This window comes from Martinezella lusitana (assembly GCF_900094565.1).
GTDB classification, from domain to species: Bacteria; Pseudomonadota; Alphaproteobacteria; order Rhizobiales; family Rhizobiaceae; genus Rhizobium; species Rhizobium lusitanum.
In genome coordinates, this window is the sequence record NZ_FMAF01000004.1 from 514,361 (window position 1) to 534,092 (window position 19,732).

A 19,732-nucleotide genomic window follows, 5' to 3' on the forward strand; every position below is an offset into this window, starting at 1 on the left:
ATGTTTTCGAGAGGCAGCCTGGCGTCCATGCCCGGCCACCAAAACAGGAGCCGCAATGGACAACCACTCTCCGGCCATTTTCGTCGGCGACACGCTGGGGCTGGATTTTCTGAATTCAGTGGCGACACCCCTCGATGTCCAGGTCGACTGGATCGAGGACGGCGAAGGCCTGCTTCGCTGGCTGGAGCAGGCGGGGCTGGTGCCGCGCGAGACGCTGGAGGTGATACGCAGCCAAGCCCTGCCGGGCGAACTCGACAAGATCGCCGATCAGGCAAGGAGCCTGCGCGAGTGGTTCAGAACCTTCGTGCACGCACATAGGGGGCGGCCGCTGACAGCCGCAGCGCTGGACGAACTTGAGCCGCTGAACCGCTTGCTGGAGCGTGACGAAGGCTTCAGCCGGATCACGGCAAAACAGCCGGGCGAAGGCGGTGGCCTTGATTTTCAGTCGATGCGCAAGTGGCGCTCGCCGGAGGCGCTGCTTCTGCCGATCGGCGAAGCGCTCGGGCGCTTCGTCTGCACGGAGGATTTTTCAGACGTGAAGGCCTGCGAGGGGCATGCCTGCACCCTGCTCTTCGCCGACCATACGCGCGGCCACCGCAGGCGTTGGTGCAGCATGGCCATGTGCGGCAATCGCGCCAAGCAGACGGCCCATCGGCATCGGCTGAAGCAGGGTCAATAGGCGGCAAAGGGCCGATCGCGCCGCCTCTTTGCATGCCACAGATCGGGTCGAGCCGAACCCTGTTCGTCCCGGCGTGACGTCATCCCTGTGCCTGCCTCAAGCAGGTGGATCCGGGGCTCGGCAAGTGAAAACCGAACGAGATCCCCCTCCTTCGGGCTGCCTGCCGCCTTGACGAAAGTACGGACTTCGTTGCCGTACTTCGAACTCAGCGGAAGAGGACAGCAATTCCAGAAAGATGAATTTCGATTTCGGGGTGATAGTTCCAGGCGTTTCGCTCCCAGGGATAATCGTCCGCACGCCACAGGAAGGTCTCGTTCGCGTTCGTCACAATATGTTCGACGGCCGGGAGATTTGCTGACATTGCGGGCGGCTTCGCTCCCGATACACGCTTGCCTGCAGTAGGCCCAATGCTGAATCTCCTCGCGCTGTCGTTGAGATCTGTCAACATGGAATCCCAAAGATGCGGTGTTGCGACGGATCGCCAGGCGCGGGACGACCGGGCGGCGGTCCGGCCATATCGATTGTGTGGGAAAGCAGAGCTAACGGCACGACTGTGACCGCAAGAGCGGCCGAGACACGAAGAAACTATCAGTCTCCGGCAAAAACGATGCTGGCGTCGCTGACGATGGCGACATGCGAATAAGCGGCCTGGCTGGCAGCTGCAGCATCCGCACGCATGATTGCGGTCACGATGACATCATGCTCGCTGAAGGATTTGGCAAGGCGGCCCGGCAGACGAAACTGGGCACGACGGAAAGGTGCGAGCCTGGCGCGGGTCTGCGTTACCAGCTCGAAAATATGATCGTTGTGAGCGCCGCGATAGAGCTGGCTGTGGAACTCGGTATTGTAGGTGGCGTAGTCCTCCTCGGCGCCGGTACGCACGAGCCGCGCCGACGCACGGTGATCGAGCTCCAGTGTGCGGCGCTCATCAACCGTCATCCGCTCGGCGGACAGGCGCGCGCAGATCGCCTCAAGCTCCGCCATCGCCTCGAACATCGAATGCAGATAGGTGCCACTGACATTCGTCACCACGGCGCTGCGGTTCGGCTCCCGTCCGACCAGGCCCATGGCGCCAAGCTCCCGCAAGGCTTCCCGCACCGGCGTGCGCGACACCTCGAAACGGCCTGCCAACGATATTTCGTCGAGCTTCTCCCCCGGCAGAAGCACGCCCGTTACAATCATATCCGCAATGGAACGCACCATCTGCTCGACGGTCGTTCCGGCTCTGATCACTTCTCTGCGCTTGACTTGCTTCAAGGGGACGAATCTGCCTTCCAATTCTTGCATACAGATTTATGCCAGCGGTCCTCAAAGTCAATTGTTGAGTTAAACATATGTTTTTAAATAGTATTTATACGCTTTCTGCCGCTAGAGAAGCGGGATATCGGCTTAGTCTCTCTTTCTAAAGATTAAAAAAAGAGCATCACTTTCCGGAAAGCCTATTTTGCAGCAGAAATCTGCATACACTTTTCGCACGCCTTTTTGCTGCAGGAATTTATGTCATAAAAATCAATATTTTAAAATCTGGCATGGTGATTGCATACACTTTTTCGTAACCCTTTTTACGAACCGGCTACCGCCCTAAGGAGCATGCCCATGACCAGCCTCCTTTCCATGAATCGCCGCAATTTTCTCCGCACCTCCGCAGCCGGCGCTCTCGTCGGCGCCGTGCCGGGCCTCCTGTCCTCCCGCGCCTTTGCCCAGAGCGCGCTCACCGTCGGCTTCATCTATGTCGGCCCCAAGGACGACTATGGCTACAACCAGTCCCATGCCGAGGGCGCGGCCGCCGTCAAGAAGCTCGCCGGAGTGACTGTTGTCGAGGAGGAGAACGTTCCCGAGACCGTCGACGTGCAGAAAACGATGGAATCGATGATCAATCTCGATGGAGCGGCGCTGCTGTTTCCGACCTCCTTCGGCTATTTCGATCCGCATATGCTCGCGATGGCCGCCAAATATCCGGAGGTGCAGTTCCGCCATTGCGGCGGCCTCTGGCAGGCCGGCAAGCATCCGGCGAATACCGGCTCCTATTTCGGCTACATCTTCCAGGGCCAGTATCTGAACGGCGTCGCGGCCGGCTATGCAACCAAAAGCAAGAAGATCGGCTTCGTGGCCGCCAAACCCATCCCGCAGGTTCTGCAGAACATCAACGCGTTCCTTCTCGGCGCCCGCTCGGTCGATCCCGCCATCACCTGCCAGGTGATCTTCACGGGCGAATGGTCGCTGGCCGTCAAGGAAGCCGAGGCCACCAATGCGCTCATCGACCAGGGCGCGGATGTCATCACCTGCCACGTCGACAGTCCGAAGGTGGTTGTCGAGACAGCCTCCGGACGCGGCGCTTTCGTCTGCGGCTATCATGCAAATCAGAGCCCGCTTGCGCCGGCGAAATACCTGACCGGCGCCGAATGGGCCTGGGGCAATGTCTATTCGGATTTCGTCAAGAAGGCGCAGGCCGGCGAAAAGCTCGGCAATTTCGTGCGCGGCGGCCTGAAGGACGGCTTCGTCAAGATGAGCCCGCTCGGCCCGGGCGTTTCCGATGAATCCCGTAAGAAGTTCGAGGCGACGCTCGCTCAGATGATGGCCGGCAGCTTCTCGGTCTTCAAGGGTGCGCTCAAGGACAACAAGGGCAATGTCGTCATCACCGCGGACAAGAGCTACGCCGAAGATGCGATCGAGCTCGAGAGCATGAGCTATCTGGTCGAGGGTGTCGTCGGATCGACCGCCTGATCACAACGGGAGAAGCGTCATGACGGCAGAAATTGACGACCGCACCCTGTCCATTCCGGCCGAAAGGCAGGCTCTTCTGCGCCCGGCGCTCGAGTGGCTCGCGCGAAAAGCAGAGCCGGTGGCAATCACGCTTGGCGCCATATTGGCAGGCACGGCGCTCTTCTCCCTGTTCATCCTTTCGGTCGGCAAATCGCCGGCCGACCTCTATCGCTTCATGTATACCGGCGGTTTCGGCAGCTGGTTTTCCATCCAGAACAGCCTGAGCCGCGCCTCTCCCCTGCTGCTCACGGCGCTTTGCGTCGCACTGCCGGCAAGGCTCGGTCTCGTCATCATCGGCGGTGAGGGTGCAGTCGTTCTCGGCGGCGTGGCGGCGGCGGCGATCGCGCTGCCGATCGTCGGCCTGCTGCCGCCAATCGTCACCCTCCTCCTCATGGCGCTGGCCGCCATGGTGATCGGCGGCATCTGGATCGGTCTTTCCGGCTTCCTGCGCCACTATCGCGGCGTCAACGAAACCATTTCGTCGCTTCTGCTCGCCTATATCGCCATCGCCCTGATGAACCAATTCGTCGAAGGGACCCTGCGCGATCCGGCAAGCCTCAACAAACCCTCCACCAAACCGCTGCCGCACGACTATATGCTCGGCAACATTCCGGGCATGGATGTGCATTGGGGTCTCGTCATCGGCATCGTCGCCTGCATCCTCTCCTGGATCCTCATCGAGATGACCAGCTATGGATTTGCCGCACGCATCGCCGGCGGCAATGTCCGGGCCGCGCAGATCCAGGGCTTGCCCGTCGGCCGCCTCATCGCCGGTTTCACGGCGATCGCCGGCAGCTTCGCGGGTCTGGCCGGCATGATCGAGGTCGCCGCCGTCCAGGGCAGCGCCAATGCGTCGCTCGCCGCCGGCTACGGCTACACCGGCATCCTCGTCGCCTTCCTCGCCCGGCACAATCCGCTGGCGATCATCCCGGTCGCCATTTTGCTCGGCGGCATCGATGCCTCCGGCGGGCTCATCCAGCGCCGCATGGGCCTGCCCGACGCGACTGTTCTGGTCCTGCAGGGCACGCTCTTCATCGTCATTCTGTTTTGCGAAACCTTCTACGGCCGTTTCAAGATCTTCAATCCCGACCTCTGGAAAAGGAGCGCATGATGGACGACACTGCCATCGGTCTTTGGGGCGTGCCCCTTGCCATCTTCGCCGGCGCAATCCGCGTGTCGACCCCCTTCATCTTCGTCAGCCTCGGCGAGACGATCACCGAGCGCTCCGGTCGCATCAATCTTGGGCTCGAAGGCACGCTCGTCTTCGGCGCCATGACCGCCTATGCCATCGCGGTCCTCAGCGGTTCAGCCTGGCTCGGCGTTCTGGCTGCCATGGCGACCGGCGCGGTCTTCGGCGCAGTGCACGGCTGGATATGCAAGTGGCCGAAAGTCAATGACATCGCCATCGGCATCGCGATGATGCAGTTCGGTCTCGGCCTTGCCTTCTTTCTCGGCAAGCCCTTCATCCAGCCCGTCGCGCCGCATCTGCCGGCAATCCCCTTCGGCTTCTGGTCGAGCCTGCCGCCGGTAGAGGCCGCGCTCAACATCAATATCCTCTTCATCCTCGGGGCAGTGCTTGCCGTCGGCTTATGGTGGGCGCTGAAGAACACCCGGATCGGCCTCGTGCTGCGCGTCGTCGGCGACAGCACGGATGCGGCGCGCGCCATGGGCATCAATCCCGACCGCGTCCGGCTGCTGGCAACGGCCGTCGGCGGTTCGCTGGCGGCAATCGGCGGCGCCTATCTCTCGCTCTACTATCCGGGCTCCTGGAACGAGCGCATCTCGTCGGGCCAGGGCCTGATGGCCGTGGCGCTGGTGATCTTCGCCCGCTGGAACCCGATCGGCTGTTTCGTCGCGGCACTTCTGTTCGGTGGCGCCGGCGCACTCGGTCCGGCCCTGCAATCAGTCGGCGTGACCCAGGGATATTATCTTTTCTACGCCGCTCCCTACGTGCTCACGCTCGTCATCATGATCATCACTTCCTCGCCCACGCGCGCGCTTGCCGGCGCTCCCGGCGCACTCTCGCTCACCAAATAGGGAGATCAGCCATGAACCATCCCGCGACCGCCACCGCAGACCAGACGCTGAACTATATCGATGCCGACCCCTATGTTTGGCCCTATAACGGCGCCTTGCGACCCGACAATACCGCCCTCATCATCATCGACATGCAGACGGATTTCTGTGGGCCGGGCGGCTATGTCGACCACATGGGCTACGATCTGTCGCTGGTGCGCGCGCCGATCGAGCCGATCAAGAGAGTTTTGGCCGCCATGCGCGCCAAGGGCTATCACATCATTCACACCCGCGAGGGCCATCGCCCGGATCTTGCCGACCTTCCGGCCAACAAGCGGTGGCGGTCGCAGCGCATCAATGCCGGGATCGGCGATCCCGGCCCCTGCGGCCGCATCCTCGTGCGTGGCGAACCGGGCTGGGATATCATCGATGAGCTGAAGCCGATCGAGGGCGAGACGATCATCGACAAGCCGGGCAAGGGTTCGTTCTGCGCCACCGATCTGGAACTCATCCTCAATCAGAAGCGCATCGAAAACATCATCCTGACCGGCATCACCACCGATGTCTGCGTCCATACCACCATGCGCGAGGCCAACGACCGCGGCTTCGAATGCCTGCTCCTCGAAGACTGCTGCGGCGCGACCGACTACGGCAATCATCTGGCCGCCATCAAGATGGTGAAGATGCAGGGCGGCGTCTTCGGCTCTGTCTCCAATTCTACGTCCCTCGTGAGCCAGCTGCCATGAGCGTCATCCGCGACACGCCCCTGCCTCAAGCGGGCAAAGCCGTCGGCATCGAAACGCTTGATATGACCATGCGCTTCGGCAGCTTTACCGCGCTCGACCATGTGTCGGTCAGCATTCCGGCCGGCAGCTTCCACGCCCTGCTCGGCGAAAACGGCGCGGGCAAATCGACCCTGGTCAAATGCATCATGGGCTTCTACCAGCAGACATCCGGCTCGCTGTCGGTCGACGGTCGCGAAGTGACGATCACCTCGCCAAAGGATGCCGCCGCCTATGGGCTCGGCATGGTCTATCAGCATTTTACGCTTGTGCCGTCGCTGACGGGCGCCGAAAACCTCGTCATCAGCCGCACGGAAGTGCCCGCCGTCATCAACTGGCCCAGGGAGCGCAAGGCGCTCGCCGCGTTCATGGAGCGCATGCCCTTTCAGATTCCGCTGGACCGGCCTGTCAGCCAACTGGCCGCCGGCGAAAAGCAGAAGCTGGAGATCGTCAAGCAGCTCTATCTCGGCCGCAGCTTCCTCGTTCTCGACGAGCCGACCTCGGTGCTGACGCCGGCCGAACCCGACGAGATGCTCGGTCTGGTGCGTGGCATGACCGAGCGCGGCGAGCTTACCGTATTGATGATTTCCCACAAATTCCACGAGGTGACCAAGTTCGCCGACGCGGTATCGATCCTGCGCCGCGGCAAGTTGATCGGCGGTGGCAAGGTGGGGGAATTATCAACAGCAGAGATGGCCGCGATGATGATCGGGGACGTCAAGCTCGCCGAACTCGACACCCGCATCCCCGTGACCGAAGCGGCGAAGCCGGTGCTGCGCATCGAACAGGTCAAGGCCCCGGACCGCTCCGGCCTGAAGACCATAGAGATCGACAGCCTGACGGTGCATGCCGGCGAGATCGTCGGCATTGCGGGCATATCCGGCAATGGCCAGAAGGAGCTCACCGAGATCCTTGCCGGTCAGCGGCCGACACAAGCGGGCTCCGTCACCGTCAAGGGGGCCGCCTATGGTGCCACGCGACCGGAGACACGCCGCAACAATGTCCGCTTCATTCCCGAGGAGCCGTTGCAGAATGCCTGCGCGCCGCGCATGAGCGTCAGCGAAAATCTGGCCTTTCGGACCTTCGATCTCAAGGAGAGCGGTGCGGATGCGATCTGGCTCAACAGGAAGAAGATCAGGAAGGGCGCAACTGCGCTCATAGCCGATTTCAAGGTCAAGACGGCTTCGCAGTCCTCGCCGATCGCGGCCCTGTCCGGCGGCAATGTCCAGCGCGCCGTGCTGGCGCGGGAGCTGACGGGTGAGGTCGATCTCCTGATCGTCTCCAACCCCTGCTTCGGCCTCGACTTTTCCGCCGTCGCCGAAATCCGGGCCCGTATCATGCGCGCCCGCAATGCGGGGGCTGCCGTGTTGCTGCTGTCGGAGGATCTGGATGAGCTGATGGAAATGTCCGACCGGATCATGGTGATCTCCGAGGGCAAGCTCGTCTATGAGACCGCGGCGCGAAGCGCCGATATTTCGGTGATCGGCGCACATATGGCGGGGCATCACTGATGAGAGAGATCCCCGCCCAACCCTTCGCCTTCCCCCTGCAACGCGATGCTGTCGCGCTTGTAGTCATCGACATGCAGCGCGATTTCGCCGAGCCGGGCGGCTTCGGAGCAAGTCTTGGCAATGATGTCAGCCGCATCACCAGGATCGTCCCGGATGTGAAGCGGCTGATCGAAGGCTTCCGCAAGGCCGGCCTGCCGGTCATCCATACGATGGAATGCCACAGGCCAGACCTTTCGGATCTGCCCGCTGCCAAACGAAACCGTGGCAATCCCACGCTCAGGATCGGTGACGAAGGCCCGATGGGGCGCATTCTTATTGTCGGCGAACCCGGCACCGCGATCCTGCCCGAGCTCGCACCGATCGACGGCGAGACCGTCATCGAAAAGCCGGGCAAGGGTGCTTTCTACGCGACCGAACTCGGCGATATCCTTGGGGATAGGGGCATACGGCAGCTCGTCTTTGCGGGAGTGACGACAGAGGTCTGCGTCCAGACCACCATGCGCGAGGCGAACGACCGCGGCTATGAATGCCTGCTCGCCGAAGAGGCCACCGAAAGCTATTTCCCTGAGTTCAAGGCCGCCACCATCGCGATGATCCGCGCACAAGGCGCGATCGTCGGCTGGACAGCGCATGTCGATGACATTCTGGAGACCATCAATCATGCCTAGGACGACGCGCGAAACCCTGACGACGGGTGGCTGGAAGGATCTGGCCTTTGGTCCCTTTCGCGAGGACGTCACCATTCATTGGATCCAGCCTTTCGAAGGAGACCAGCCCGGCATCGCCCTTTTGAAATACGAAGCCGGCGCTTCCGTGCCCCGCCACAGGCATGAAGGGCTTGAAACCATTCTCGTGCTCGAAGGCATACAATCGGATGAAGCCGGCGATTATGCCAGGGGCTGCTATATCGTGAATGCTGCGGGTACCGAGCATTCGGTTTGGAGCGATACGGGCTGCGTCGTGCTCATCCAATGGGACCGACCGGTGACCATATTGGAGGATAGCTGATTGGCCCTGTGTGCCTCCTCCATACATGCGTCGGCACCGCATTCTTCCTATTTCTTCTTCGGTGCCAGTTCCCACTTGCCCTGGGCGTTCTTCACGAAGCGACGATCTCCTTTGTAGAACGTTACGGCGCCCGTCCGATCGACCTTGATCGCGGTTGGCAGCGGCTGGGCCGCCGCCTTCAGCCGTTCGACCAGCTCAAATGCCTCTTCCCGCTTGCCTGCTTCGATGAGCGTCATCAGCTTTGACTTGTATTCCATCCTTATACTCCTATTCATGGAGGACTGGGGACCGACGAATTAGGCGGTCAGTTGTCTCTACATATTGATCAGCCAGTACGGCGTTGCATGAACAGCGAACGCAGTGCCACAACCACCACGCAAGCACTTGAAACCAGGAAAATGGCGCCCGACATCGCGTAAATCGTCGGGGAGGCGCCAGCATTCATCTTGCCGAACAGCACAACCGGCAGCGTGTTTTGTCGGCCTGCGAGATAGAAGGCGCGTGTAAACTCGTTGAGCGACAGCAGGAACGAAAAGATGAACGCGCTTATGAGACCCGGTCGGACAAGCGGCAGGGTGATATCGTAGAATTGCCGGAAACGGCTTGCGCCGAGATCATCCGCCGCCATCAGATAGGTGCGCTTGACGGCGGCGAAGCTCGTCAGAATGACGATGAAGGCGAACGGCATCGCCCAGAGCAGATGGCCGGCGATCACAGTCAATGCCGATGCTTTCACGCCGGCCCGGCTGAGGACCGTCGAAAGCGCCAGTCCCTGTATGACACCCGGCACGAACATCGGCAAAAGCACCGTCAGAAACCATGCGGTGCGGCCACGATGAAGCTGGCGGTAAGCAAGTGCTGCGGCCAGCGACAGGGCCGTCGCGATGACCGCCGTCGCAAGTGCGATGATGAGCGATTGGCCGAGCGCGGCGATGAGCGCATGCTCCGAACCGAGCGCTTCGTACCACTTCAAGGTTACATCGGAGAGACGCGGCAATCCCGGCTGCAGCGACGGATTGAACGAGACGCCAAGCAGATAGAGCGGCGGGGCATAGATCACCGCAAGGCCGACCACGGTCAGCGCCCAGATGACGATGCGAGGAGTCGTTCCTTCCCTGACGATCATTGGCCGCGATCCTCAAACAGCGACGCCAAGCCGAATATGGCGTCCCCGATCAGGACCAGCCCGAAGACGACGACCAGCATGAGTGTCGAGATAGCGAAGGCGAGCGGGAAATTGGCGACGCGCATCACATCATTGATCATGACCGAGACGATGGAAGCACCGGCGCCACCGAGCATCTGCACCTCGGTCGAAGAGCCCGCGACCATGACAAAAACAAACAGAAATCCAGCAAAGACGCCGGAATAGGTCAGCGGCAGCAACACCGTGCGCGCCATGGTCCAGAAGCCGGCGCCGAGGTCCCTCGCCGCCACCATCGCAACCGGATCGACGCGGCGCATGGAGAGCAGGATGGGGAAGGCCGCAAACGGCAGATAGGACGCGATCAGCCCGACAATCACGGCGAAGTCGCTGAACAGCAGCCAGTCGAGCGGCGCATCCGTTACCCCAACCTGCTGAAGGAGCGTATTGATGACGCCGGTGCGGCCAAGCAGGAGCCGCCAGGAGAAGGAGCGAATGAGATAGGAGGTGAAGAACGGGATCGTCAGAAGCGCCGCGAGCGCAATTGACAGCCTTGGCCCGGCGAGGAAATACATCGCATAGGCAGTGGGGTAGGCGATCACAAGGCAAATGCTGGCCGTCAAAAACGCCTTCCCGAGCGTGGAGAGGAATACACTCCAGCGCCCCGCCTCCAGAATAGAGCCATAAGCGGCAACGCTGAATTCCGGCTTGATCCAATAGGTTGCGGAATCCCAGGCACAGAAGCTCCAGACCACGACCAGGATCAGTGGTGCAAGGCCAAGCACAAGGATGGCTGCGAGCGGCGCTGCCAGCAATAGACTCGGTGTCTTCATATCCTCGGTCCGCTTCTAAGAGCATCCATCGGCGTTGATCCCCGTCGGCTCGGGGCCGGTCGTCCTCTTTGGAAAGACAGGCCAGCCCCGGTCCATCGCATCACATCAGGCGTTGCGCAGCTTCTGCCACCATTCTTCGTAGAGTTGGAAATTGTCCGGGCGGCAATTCTGCCAGTAGACCTTCCCGGAGAACTTGGCCTTCACATGGTCGGCAAGCTTGGCCACATCGTCCGCCTTGTATTCGTCCGGATGGGCCTTGGCGTAGGCAAGGTTGTTGTCGGTCGGCACGAGGTAGCCGCGCGCCTTGCCCAATTCGCACCCGTAGAGACCGGCGAGCAGACCATCGACGAACTTATGGGCAACGTCGGCCTTGCCGCGCCCCGCGGCACCCTTGAGCAGCACCGTGTTGTTGCCCCAGCCTTCATAGCCTTCCACCGGAGCGGCATATTCCACCTGAAGTCCGCGCTTGCGGCCCTCGTAGACGATCGGCTCCCAACCGGTCATCGCGTCGACTTCCTCGTTGGCCACCAGCTGTACGCCCTGTTCCCAACCGTTCCAGAAGGTGCGGAACTGGCCGTCCTTCTTGTGCTTGATCAGGAATTCCATGACGAGGCCGAGCTCGGATTCCGAAAGGTTGCCGGGATCCTTGATCGGCTTGTTTTCTGCACCCTTGAGGTAGATGGCGGTGAAGATGGCGCTGTTGATCCAGGCGTCTTCCATGGCGACCCGGCCCTTGAGCTTGGGATCGAAGATCACGCCATAGCTGTCGACCTTGCCGAGCTTATCGGGGCGATAGATGATGGAGTCGGCGTTCACCACGGTCGGAATGCCGTATTGCTTGCCCTCGTAGGTCAGTGTCGGAATATCCTTCGCCCACTGCCAGATGCCGGCAAAGTTCGGGATCTTGGAGAGATCCCACGGAGCTATCAGCCCCTGCTTGGCGAGCTCGCGTTCGGCACCGCCCTGAAAGCCACCGACATCGAAAAGATCGTTGGCGTTGCCGGCGGCAAGACGGGCGACGACGGGACCGACATCGTTGCCATTATCGGTGAATTCGGGCGAAACACCACTCTGGCTTGCAAATTCTTGCCATTTGTCGCCGATGTCGAGCGTCGCGGTGGCCCAGAATGCAACCGACGCCTCATCAGCCATGGCGCGGTTGGCACCGAGCCCACCAACGGAAAGCGCGGCCGCACCCGCGCCCATGAGCTTCAGCATGTCGCGGCGTTGCAGATTGCTCCTCAAGGCGGAGGAGGCGGAATTACTGCCTTTGTTCATCGTGTTATTCCCTTCCCTTTTTTCTGAGTATTTCAGCCATTTGGGTTTTACTCATCGCCTCCAGCCAGCGCCGGCGTTCCGGAGCGGTCAATCAGAAGTGCTGCACCCGGCTTCAGCCGCACGCGCACCCTCTCGCCCGGCATGGGGGGGGCGGTATCCGCACTTGTCGTCACCACCATGCGCTGGCTGTCGGCGAAGGCAAGGGCAACGTCATGACTGAGCCCGCGATAGACGCTTTCTACTACTTTAAGTTCAATTGTATCGGGCTCGCTTTCAACACTCGCGAGAAGTTCTATTCGGTCTGGTCGAATCGCCACGAGGGCATCGGCGGGCTTGGTCCCGGCAAACGTAGCGGTCAGTTTTTGACCTGCGATGACAACCACCGCCCGGTTGTCCGAAATCGAGATGCTCTCCGGCTTCAACAAGGTATCGATGCCGACGAAACGTGCGACGAAAGCATTGGCCGGAGCCTCGAAGAAGCGTGCCGGCGTGTCGACCTGTTCGATGCGGCCGCTGTGCATCACCGCCATGCGATCCGAGAGGCTGAGCGCCTCATCCTGATTGTGGGTGACGAGAATGAATGTCGCGCCGGTGCGCTTGTGGAGCCGCCCGAATTCGTCCCGCATCTGTTGGCGCAAGCGTTCGTCAAGCCCGGTCAGGGGCTCGTCGAGCAACAGGATGCCGGGCTCCATGACAAGCGCGCGGGCAAGCGCCACGCGCTGACGCTGACCGCCGGAAAGGAGATTGACGTCGCGATCCGCGAAACCGGAAAGTTCGACAAGGTCCAGAGCCCCCTCGACCTTGGTCTTCAGCGCAGAACCGGACAGCCCCCGCAATTTCAGCCCGTAGCCGATATTCTGCGCGACATTCATATGCGGAAACAGCCCAAGCGACTGGAAGACGGTGTTGACCGGCCGGCGATTGGCCGGGACGCCGGCCATGTCCTTGCCATCGAAAAGGACACGGCCTGATGTCGGCTCGTCGAAGCCACCGATCAGTTTCAACAGCGAACTCTTGCCGCAGCCCGACGAGCCAAGCAGAGTGAAAAACTCCCCCGCGTTCACGTCGAGCGTCACGTCATCGACGGCGCGAACCGGACCGTAGCTTCTGACGATATGGTCAAGACCGATCGCTATCGCCACGTCAGATACCTCCCCCATCGCGTTCACGAATGAGGAGCAGGCCCTCCTCGCTCACCTCGAGCTCCTGCCCGGCGACCACCAGCGACGTCGAGGTCGGTTCCTCGACGAGGAGCGGGCCTGAGATCTTCTTCAGATACGGCAATTTTGTGCGCTCGTAGACCGGGCAAGGCGTCCATCCGATCGCTCCGCCGAAATAGACCTCTCGCTGGCCCTTTAAGGCAGCGTCCAGCGAGCGGCCGTCAGGCTTCAATTTCGGAATGGCGATGACCGGGCCGCGCAACACCGCCTCAAGATGGATCATGGTGATCTCGATCGCCGAGGCCGGAAGGCGGAAGGCATAAGCGCGCTCATGAGCGGCATGATACCGCTCGGCAAAACTTTCAGTGTCATCGCCGGGTTCGAACAGGGCGAAGACGCCGTGCTCCTGGCCACGATAGCGGGCTTCGACGCGGCAGGTGTACCGTATGTCGGCCGCAGCGCCCTTGGCGAAGTAGGTGACCGCCTCACGCTTCAATCCATCGAAACGGCGCTTCAGCTCATTGATCGCCTCCGGTTCAAGGGGCGAGAACCAGGTACCGCGGAAATCGGCGCGCGGTTCGGCCGCCAGCATTCCCCAGGCCGAGAAGATGCCGGGATGCGGCGGCACCACCGTCACTTTCACCCCGAGATCGCGCCCGAGGCGGGAGGCAAGCGCGGGTCCGGCGCCGCCGGAAATCACAAAGGCAGCGTCGCGCGGATCATGTCCGCGTTGGACCGTCACGAGTTTGAGCGCATTGATCATCGAAGCGTGGGCGATCTCGACGATGGCGAGCGCTGCATCCTCCACGGATAACCCAAGCGGCTCAGCCACGGTTGCGATTGCCGCGACCGCCTTGTCCTTGTCGAGCTGCATCTGCCCATCCGCAAAGCTTGCCGGATCGAAAATGCCAAGCGTGAGCAGGGCATCGGAGAGGGTCGGCTTATCTCCGCCCCGACCGTAACAGGCGGGCCCAGGCATCGAGCCTGCGCTTTCCGGCCCCACGCAAAGCGCGCCGCGCTCGTCGATACGGGCGATGGAGCCACCGCCTGCGCCGATTTCGACGATATCGACGACCGGCACCTGCACGGGGTAGCCGGGTGCAATGCGGGTATGCTCGAGCTTGTATTCGCTATCGAGCGTCGGGCGGCTGTCATGGATCAATGAGCATTTTGCCGTCGTACCGCCGACATCGAGCGAAAGTATTTCCGATTCGCCAAGCACCGCGCCGATGCGCGCCGCTCCAGCCACCCCGCCGGCCGGGCCGGATTCGACGAGCGTCAACGGGCTCATCTGCGCCTGATCGAATGTCGAGATGCCTCCGTTGGATTGCATGGCGTAATAGGGGCAGGTGAGATCGCGCTCGGTCAATGCGCTTTCGAGGCGCGCGAAGTAGCGCTTGATGATCGGCTGCACATAGGCGTTCAGCACAGTCGTATTGGAGCGCTCATACTCACGCCACTGACGGGAAACCTCATGGCTCGCGCAGACGGTCGCATCCGGCAGGGCTTCGGCCAGTGCCCTGGCACAAAGAATCTCGTGTTCGGGATTGACGTAGCTATGCAGGAAGACGACCGCCACCGCCTCCACATTACGGGCGCGGCATTCGCGGATGATGGGCTCGAGATCGTCAAGCACGATCGGGGTCAATACCCGGCCCTTGGCATCCAGGCGCTCACGGACTTCGAAGCGCAGGCTGCGCGGCACGAAGGGCTCCGGGCTCTTGAAATGCAGATTATAGAGATCGGGCCGATTTCCACGGCCGATTTCCAGCACATCGCGAAAACCGGCTGTCGTCACAAGCGCCGTCTTGACGCCCTTGCGCTCAGTGATCGCATTGATGACCGTCGTCCCGCCATGGGCGAAGAAGATCACGTCGCGGGTGGAAAGCCCGTCCTTCTGTTCAGCAAGCTCGATGGCCGAGAGCACCCCTTCGGACTGATCGGGAATGGTTGTCAGGCTCTTGGCGGTGAAAACCTCGCCGGTGCGCTCGTCGTAGCCGACGAGGTCGGTAAAGGTACCTCCCACATCCGTCGCCAATCTGATCATACCGCCACCCTCTCTTCAAATCCGTACCGGCTTTTCGCCTCCTCCTTCGTGATGTAGCCGTTCTCGACATCGCGCCGGACGCTCTCGGCCTCACGAGCGCCTGCCTCGCCCCAGCCGCCGCCGCCGCCGGTGATGATGCGCACGAGATCGCCACGCTTGAGCGCGATATCCGGCTCGCGGCCAAAATTGCGTATCAGCCCGTCGCGATCCTCCACCTGCAGGAGATTGGGAGTGCCGGGTGCGCCTCCTTCAACTCCCCAGGGGGGAGTTTGTGTCCGCCCGAAGCTGCAATAGGCGGATGCGCCGTCTTCGAGCACTTCATAGTCGCGGATGACTCCGAAGCCGCCGCGACGGCGGCCCGCGCCTGAGCCACCCTCGACATTGAGGGCATAGCGGCGCACGAGCAGCGGGAAACGCGCCTCGATGACCTCGACCGAGTAATTGTAGGTATCGCCGTCGGTGAGGGCGATCAAGGCATTTGCACCATCCGCATCCTCGCTCGCGCCCCAGCCGCCATGCTGCGGCTCGATATGGATGAAGGGTTGGCCCCCCGCATCCTTGCCGGCGAGATAGACGACGCAGAGGCTGGTATAGGACCCCGCCGAAAACCGTTCCGGCATGAGCCCGGCAAGGGCCTTCCACACAAGTTCGGAGGCATGGACCGAGCCTTCGTAATACCAGCCGGTCGGCGACGGCTTTTCCGCCGTGAAGACCGATCCCCGTGGCGCAACGACGGTGAGCGGCCGAAACCAGCCTTCGTTGGAGGGGGCCTGCGGCGCCACCAATGCCTTGAATATGGTACGCACAGCCGATTGCAGCGCGCCCGCCGCACAATTGATCGGACCGGCAACGGCCGGCGGGCAACCGGTGAAGTCAGCGGTCAGTTGGTCGCCCGCAATCGTCACCGCAACCCTGACTGCGATGGGATCGGTGGTCACGCCATCCCCATCGATGATGTCCTCGGCTTCATAGGTCCCGTCAGGCAAGGCGCCAATGGCGGCGCGCGCCTGCTTTTCGCTCACCGTCAGGAGATGATCGAACGCGGCCTCGACGACATCGACGCCATATTTCCGGGCAAGTTCATCCATGCGGCGCGCAGCGACCCGAACAGTTGCCACCTGTGCCGTCAGATCGCCGATGGCAATGTCGGGCAGGCGGACGTTTTCACGGATGATGCGGAGGATTTCGCCGGAGAAGCGGTCGCTACGCACCACCTTGACGCCGGGCAATCTCAGCCCTTCCTGAAAGACCGAGACGGCATTGGGCGCAAGCGAGCCGGGAACCGAGCCGCCGACATCGAGATAATGGGCAACATTGATGGCATAAGCCAAAATCCGACCATCGAAGAAGATCGGCTTGACGATGGCAAAATCGCAGGCATGCGTGCCGCCGGAATAGGGATCGTTCGTGAGCAGGATGTCCCCGTCTTCGAGATCCTCGCCATAGAGTGCGATCAGCGATTTGACCTGCGTGCCGAAAGTACCGGTGAACAACGTGATGCCGTTCATCTGCGCGACCAGTTCCCCGGTGTGCGTCAGGAGACCGCAGGCGAAATCGAGCACCTCGTAGATCACCGGGCTCATCGAGGTTCTGGCCATCACCACGCCCATCTCATCGACGGTTGCAGTCAGCTTGCCTTCGATGATCTCCTGGGTCACGGGATCGACAGTGGTCACGAAGCACCCCTCAACGCTATGTTATTAAAACATAGATTAGGGATGAATTGATCACCTCGATAGCCTTCCTGATGGGTGGGCGAGCCGCAATCCATATCCTACCCATTCGGGTGGGTTAACGGCTTAGGATACCTTTGTCACGCGCCACGGACACTGCCGCAGTCCGGGTCGAGACATTGAGCTTGGCGAAGATATTGCGCAGATGGAACTTGATCGTGTTGTCGGAGAGCTTAAGGGCGCGGCCGATTTCCTTGTTGGAAAGTCCGGCGCTCAGCAGTTCCATCACCTTGCGCTCGCGGCTGGTAAAGCCGGACATATCCTCGCCGGCCGATGCCTGCTGCGCCTCATCGGCGATCACAAGCAAGGATTCGAGCCGCTTGCGGGTAATATCCGCGACGGCCGGATGATCGGCGAGCACACGAAGATCGGCGAGCCGCACCGCGTGCTCGAGATGGAGGAGCGTGCGGTAATCAGCAAGCGGCATCGTCAACACGAGATCGGAAAGGCGGGTCGCGGCCAGATCGGCACGGCCCTCGGCTGTGAGAAGCCCGATCTCGATGAGCTCGAGCTCAATGGCGCGCAGGGTATGCGGGCGCTGAGCCTGGCGCGTGATCAGCCGATTGAAAACGTCGCGTGCCTTCGAAGGTTCGCCGAGCGCCAGGTACGCGCGTGTCCAGAAGAGCGATGGGGTCACGCCACGCAGATGGATTGACAATGCATTGGCACGATCCGAGGCCCCAGCCTGCGCGCCGAAGCCGTTGGCCTCGGCATGGCGGATCGCCTGAGCCAGATCGCCCGACGCCAACAAAAGCAGGGCCCGCTCGCCATCGACCAAGCGGATGAGCCTATCGAAGCCACGGCGGCGTGCAACCGCGCGAACGCGATCCATGGCCGCATGGGCGGCAAGATGGTCCCCGCGCATGCGCAGGATCCGCTGTTCAGCCATGAAGCCGGCGGCAAGAAGATCAAACCAGGTGTCGTGACGTTCAAGATGCGGCAACGCCCAGCCCAGCGTTTCCGCTGCCGCTTCCGTATCGCCGCGGATGGAAAGAAGTTCGGCCTTCAGCACCTGGCCGACGGCATCGAGGTCGCTACCGGGGCCGATATTGGTCTGCGCTTCGCGGATCAGCTGGTCATAGGCCGAAATCGCGCTCGCGCAATCTCCCGAGAGAAAGGAGGCCTGACCGACATGGGTGTAGAGATGCATCGCGCCGAAATCGGCACCGCCGTCGCGAAAGGCGCGGATGGCAAGCTGACCATAGTGCAATGCGCGGTCGAGCTCGCTGCGGATCAGGAAATTGTATGAGAGCATGTTCAGCGCGAGCGCCCGATGGATAAGCTCCACGCCGTCCGGCCGCTGCAAGTCGTCCTCGAGTGCCGAAAGATCGGCCGCACTTGTCCAACGATCCATGTAGAGCGCCATGAGAATGCGCACGACACGGAGATCCTTCGCCAGCGTCTCGTCAGCGGCAACAGCACGCTCCGCTATGGCGATATAATGGTTGGCGGCGTCGAGCTGCGCCGCCTTGGCGCAGAAAATCGCAAGCCCGAGGGTCGCAAGCGGAAAGCGACCAAGATCGATCTCGGCAGCGCGCCCGCTCAGCGCCTGGAAGAGCGTCGCGCCGCCGCGTGTGGTGGCGTAGATGCGCCGCCAGCCGCCGGCAGTTTCGACGATGCGCGCCGCGAGATTGGCGTCATCCGCGAGAAGCGCGTGCTGGACCGCCCGCTCGATATCACCCTGAGCTTCGAACCAGCGCGCCGCCCGGTTCAGCGTGCGCTTGGCGTCAACACCCCTGCGGCTGGCGGTTTCCTTCAGGAACGCGTTGAAGACCGGATGATAACGCATCCAGTTGCCGGGTCCGGCAAGCAGGGTGACGGGAAGGGCGTGCTGGTTCAGCCGTTCGATGAGGCCCGCGCGCGCTCCCCCTTCCAACACCGCCTCGAGCAGACCACGATTGAAGGCAGGCAAGGCGGCGGTCTCGATCAGAAACAGACGGATGTCCTCAGGCAAATGTTCAAACACCTGCTCCGAGAGATAGGAGCCCATGTCGGCACTCCCGCCGTCGAACGAGGCCAGAATGGAATACCCTTCGTCCGCTTCCGAAACCAGCAGGCTCACCATCTGCAGCGCCACGGCCCAGCCCTCCGTCCGGCGATTGAAGGAGCCGACCTGCTCTTCGGTCAGATGGATACCCTTGCCGGCAAAGAATTCCCGCGCCTCGGAATCGGAAAAGCCGAGTTCGGCAATACCAAACTGCTTGAATTCGCCGCTGAGCCGCAACGCAGAAAGGGGAAAGCGCGGCGGGCTGCGGGTCACCAGCACCAGTTTGACGTGGCTGAGCGAGGGATCGGCGAGGATCTTCGCCATCAGCGCCTCGGTCGCATCCGTCTGAGCGAAATGATAATCGTCGAGGAAGACGATGACGGGGCCCTCGAGCTTGCGCAGGCGCGTCGCAAGAACGGAAAGAAGCGCGCTTGCCGGCAGATTGCCGGCGTCGCCGCCGTCCTCGGCCAGAAGCGGCTCCAGCGCATCGATGAGGGCAAGAAGAAAGGTGGCCTGATCCATATGCTCGGCATCAAGCGAGGCCCAGCAGAGACTGACACCTTCCTCCTTCAGCAGCTCGTACCATTGCGCCGCAAGCGAGGTCTTGCCGTAACCGGCAGGCGCCACGATGGTCGTCAGCCGACGCAGTCCGGCGCGCTGAAGCTGCCGCAACAGATCGCCGCGCTTGATGGTTTGCTGTCCGCTTGTTGGAGGAGCAAATCGGTTCTGTCCACTCATGGGGCGCGATGATGCGGACTTGGCAGGCTCTTGGCAAGTCAAGCTAAACCTCG

General features: G+C 61.8%; 17 protein-coding genes and 1 pseudogene. 8 read left to right on the plus strand and 10 right to left on the minus strand.

What is annotated here, in order from left to right:
- Positions 1-55: 55 nt before the first annotated feature.
- Entirely contained in the window at positions 56-679 is a 624-nt protein-coding gene (locus tag GA0061101_RS11710) for a CGNR zinc finger domain-containing protein (protein ID WP_037192947.1), read from the plus strand.
- Positions 680-911: 232 nt separating this feature from the next.
- Here GA0061101_RS11710 and GA0061101_RS38595 read toward each other — a convergent pair.
- A pseudogene (locus tag GA0061101_RS38595) lies at positions 912-1,040 on the minus strand (AraC family transcriptional regulator); the annotation flags it as partial.
- 227 nt (positions 1,041-1,267) lie between these two features.
- Positions 1,268-1,936, minus strand: coding sequence for a GntR family transcriptional regulator (locus GA0061101_RS11715; protein ID WP_037193346.1), 669 nt, complete (start codon positions 1,934-1,936; stop codon positions 1,268-1,270).
- Positions 1,937-2,275: 339 nt separating this feature from the next.
- Here GA0061101_RS11715 and GA0061101_RS11720 point away from each other — a divergent pair, with 339 nt between their 5' ends.
- From GA0061101_RS11720 to GA0061101_RS11750, 7 genes are read left to right on the plus strand one after another with little or no spacing between them, the layout of a single operon-like run.
- Positions 2,276-3,403 (plus strand): BMP family ABC transporter substrate-binding protein, encoded by a 1,128-nt coding sequence (locus tag GA0061101_RS11720; protein WP_037192951.1) that lies wholly within the window; start codon positions 2,276-2,278, stop codon positions 3,401-3,403.
- Positions 3,404-3,422: 19 nt separating this feature from the next.
- Positions 3,423-4,553 carry an ABC transporter permease gene (locus GA0061101_RS11725; protein ID WP_037192953.1) on the plus strand — a complete coding sequence of 377 codons (1,131 nt, stop codon included), beginning with the start codon at positions 3,423-3,425 and terminating at the stop codon, positions 4,551-4,553.
- The gene (locus tag GA0061101_RS11730) at positions 4,553-5,479 is read left to right on the plus strand and encodes an ABC transporter permease (RefSeq protein ID WP_037193349.1); all 927 of its coding nucleotides are present in this window, start codon (positions 4,553-4,555) and stop codon (positions 5,477-5,479) included. Before GA0061101_RS11725 ends, GA0061101_RS11730 begins: the two co-directional genes overlap by 1 nt.
- An 11-nt stretch (positions 5,480-5,490) precedes the next feature.
- Positions 5,491-6,204, plus strand: coding sequence for a biuret amidohydrolase (biuH, locus tag GA0061101_RS11735; RefSeq protein WP_051963325.1), 714 nt, complete (start codon positions 5,491-5,493; stop codon positions 6,202-6,204).
- Positions 6,201-7,751, plus strand: coding sequence for an ABC transporter ATP-binding protein (locus tag GA0061101_RS11740; protein WP_092573592.1), 1,551 nt, complete (start codon positions 6,201-6,203; stop codon positions 7,749-7,751). Before biuH ends, GA0061101_RS11740 begins: the two co-directional genes overlap by 4 nt.
- Positions 7,751-8,419, plus strand: coding sequence for a cysteine hydrolase family protein (locus GA0061101_RS11745; RefSeq protein WP_037192957.1), 669 nt, complete (start codon positions 7,751-7,753; stop codon positions 8,417-8,419). The genes GA0061101_RS11740 and GA0061101_RS11745 overlap by 1 nt, the downstream gene beginning before the upstream one ends.
- On the plus strand, positions 8,412-8,759 hold the full coding sequence (locus tag GA0061101_RS11750; protein WP_037192959.1) for a cupin domain-containing protein: 348 nt from the start codon (positions 8,412-8,414) through the stop codon (positions 8,757-8,759). The genes GA0061101_RS11745 and GA0061101_RS11750 overlap by 8 nt, the downstream gene beginning before the upstream one ends.
- Before the next feature lie 47 nt (positions 8,760-8,806).
- Here GA0061101_RS11750 and GA0061101_RS11755 read toward each other — a convergent pair whose 3' ends face one another.
- The 8 genes from GA0061101_RS11755 to GA0061101_RS11790 all read right to left on the minus strand — a co-directional run bounded on the left by GA0061101_RS11755 (position 8,807) and on the right by GA0061101_RS11790 (position 19,613).
- Positions 8,807-9,016 carry a hypothetical protein gene (locus GA0061101_RS11755; RefSeq protein ID WP_037192961.1) on the minus strand — a complete coding sequence of 70 codons (210 nt, stop codon included), beginning with the start codon at positions 9,014-9,016 and terminating at the stop codon, positions 8,807-8,809.
- Between the two features lie 68 nt (positions 9,017-9,084).
- The gene (locus GA0061101_RS11760) at positions 9,085-9,885 is read right to left on the minus strand and encodes an ABC transporter permease (RefSeq protein WP_037192963.1); all 801 of its coding nucleotides are present in this window, start codon (positions 9,883-9,885) and stop codon (positions 9,085-9,087) included.
- On the minus strand, positions 9,882-10,736 hold the full coding sequence (locus GA0061101_RS11765) for an ABC transporter permease (protein WP_037192965.1): 855 nt from the start codon (positions 10,734-10,736) through the stop codon (positions 9,882-9,884). The genes GA0061101_RS11760 and GA0061101_RS11765 overlap by 4 nt, the downstream gene beginning before the upstream one ends.
- Before the next feature lie 105 nt (positions 10,737-10,841).
- Complete coding sequence (locus GA0061101_RS11770) at positions 10,842-12,014, minus strand: ABC transporter substrate-binding protein (protein WP_037192968.1); 1,173 nt, start codon at positions 12,012-12,014, stop codon at positions 10,842-10,844.
- 47 nt (positions 12,015-12,061) lie between these two features.
- A complete protein-coding gene (locus GA0061101_RS11775) occupies positions 12,062-13,156 on the minus strand; it encodes an ABC transporter ATP-binding protein (protein ID WP_037192971.1) in 1,095 nt (364 codons plus the stop codon).
- A gap of 1 nt (position 13,157) precedes the next feature.
- Positions 13,158-15,221 carry a hydantoinase/oxoprolinase family protein gene (locus GA0061101_RS11780; protein WP_037192973.1) on the minus strand — a complete coding sequence of 688 codons (2,064 nt, stop codon included), beginning with the start codon at positions 15,219-15,221 and terminating at the stop codon, positions 13,158-13,160.
- Positions 15,218-16,897, minus strand: coding sequence for a hydantoinase B/oxoprolinase family protein (locus GA0061101_RS11785; protein WP_037192975.1), 1,680 nt, complete (start codon positions 16,895-16,897; stop codon positions 15,218-15,220). The genes GA0061101_RS11780 and GA0061101_RS11785 overlap by 4 nt, the downstream gene beginning before the upstream one ends.
- A gap of 115 nt (positions 16,898-17,012) precedes the next feature.
- Entirely contained in the window at positions 17,013-19,613 is a 2,601-nt protein-coding gene (locus GA0061101_RS11790; protein WP_245297467.1) for a LuxR C-terminal-related transcriptional regulator, read from the minus strand.
- Positions 19,614-19,732: the final 119 nt, after the last annotated feature.

Excerpts from the sequence above, each read along its gene's own strand:
- GA0061101_RS11710 (WP_037192947.1), top strand. The coding sequence starts at position 56 with ATGGACAACCACTCTCCGGCCATTTTCGTCGGCGACACGCTGGGGCTG.
- GA0061101_RS11740 (WP_092573592.1), top strand. The coding sequence starts at position 6,201 with ATGAGCGTCATCCGCGACACGCCCCTGCCTCAAGCGGGCAAAGCCGTC.
- biuH (WP_051963325.1), top strand. The coding sequence starts at position 5,491 with ATGAACCATCCCGCGACCGCCACCGCAGACCAGACGCTGAACTATATC.
- GA0061101_RS11730 (WP_037193349.1), top strand. The coding sequence starts at position 4,553 with ATGGACGACACTGCCATCGGTCTTTGGGGCGTGCCCCTTGCCATCTTC.
- GA0061101_RS11750 (WP_037192959.1), top strand. The coding sequence starts at position 8,412 with ATGCCTAGGACGACGCGCGAAACCCTGACGACGGGTGGCTGGAAGGAT.
- GA0061101_RS11780 (WP_037192973.1), bottom strand. The coding sequence starts at position 15,221 with ATGATCAGATTGGCGACGGATGTGGGAGGTACCTTTACCGACCTCGTC.
- GA0061101_RS11760 (WP_037192963.1), bottom strand. The coding sequence starts at position 9,885 with ATGATCGTCAGGGAAGGAACGACTCCTCGCATCGTCATCTGGGCGCTG.
- GA0061101_RS11745 (WP_037192957.1), top strand. The coding sequence starts at position 7,751 with ATGAGAGAGATCCCCGCCCAACCCTTCGCCTTCCCCCTGCAACGCGAT.
- GA0061101_RS11770 (WP_037192968.1), bottom strand. The coding sequence starts at position 12,014 with ATGAACAAAGGCAGTAATTCCGCCTCCTCCGCCTTGAGGAGCAATCTG.
- GA0061101_RS11765 (WP_037192965.1), bottom strand. The coding sequence starts at position 10,736 with ATGAAGACACCGAGTCTATTGCTGGCAGCGCCGCTCGCAGCCATCCTT.
- GA0061101_RS11725 (WP_037192953.1), top strand. The coding sequence starts at position 3,423 with ATGACGGCAGAAATTGACGACCGCACCCTGTCCATTCCGGCCGAAAGG.
- GA0061101_RS11720 (WP_037192951.1), top strand. The coding sequence starts at position 2,276 with ATGACCAGCCTCCTTTCCATGAATCGCCGCAATTTTCTCCGCACCTCC.
- GA0061101_RS11755 (WP_037192961.1), bottom strand. The coding sequence starts at position 9,016 with ATGGAATACAAGTCAAAGCTGATGACGCTCATCGAAGCAGGCAAGCGG.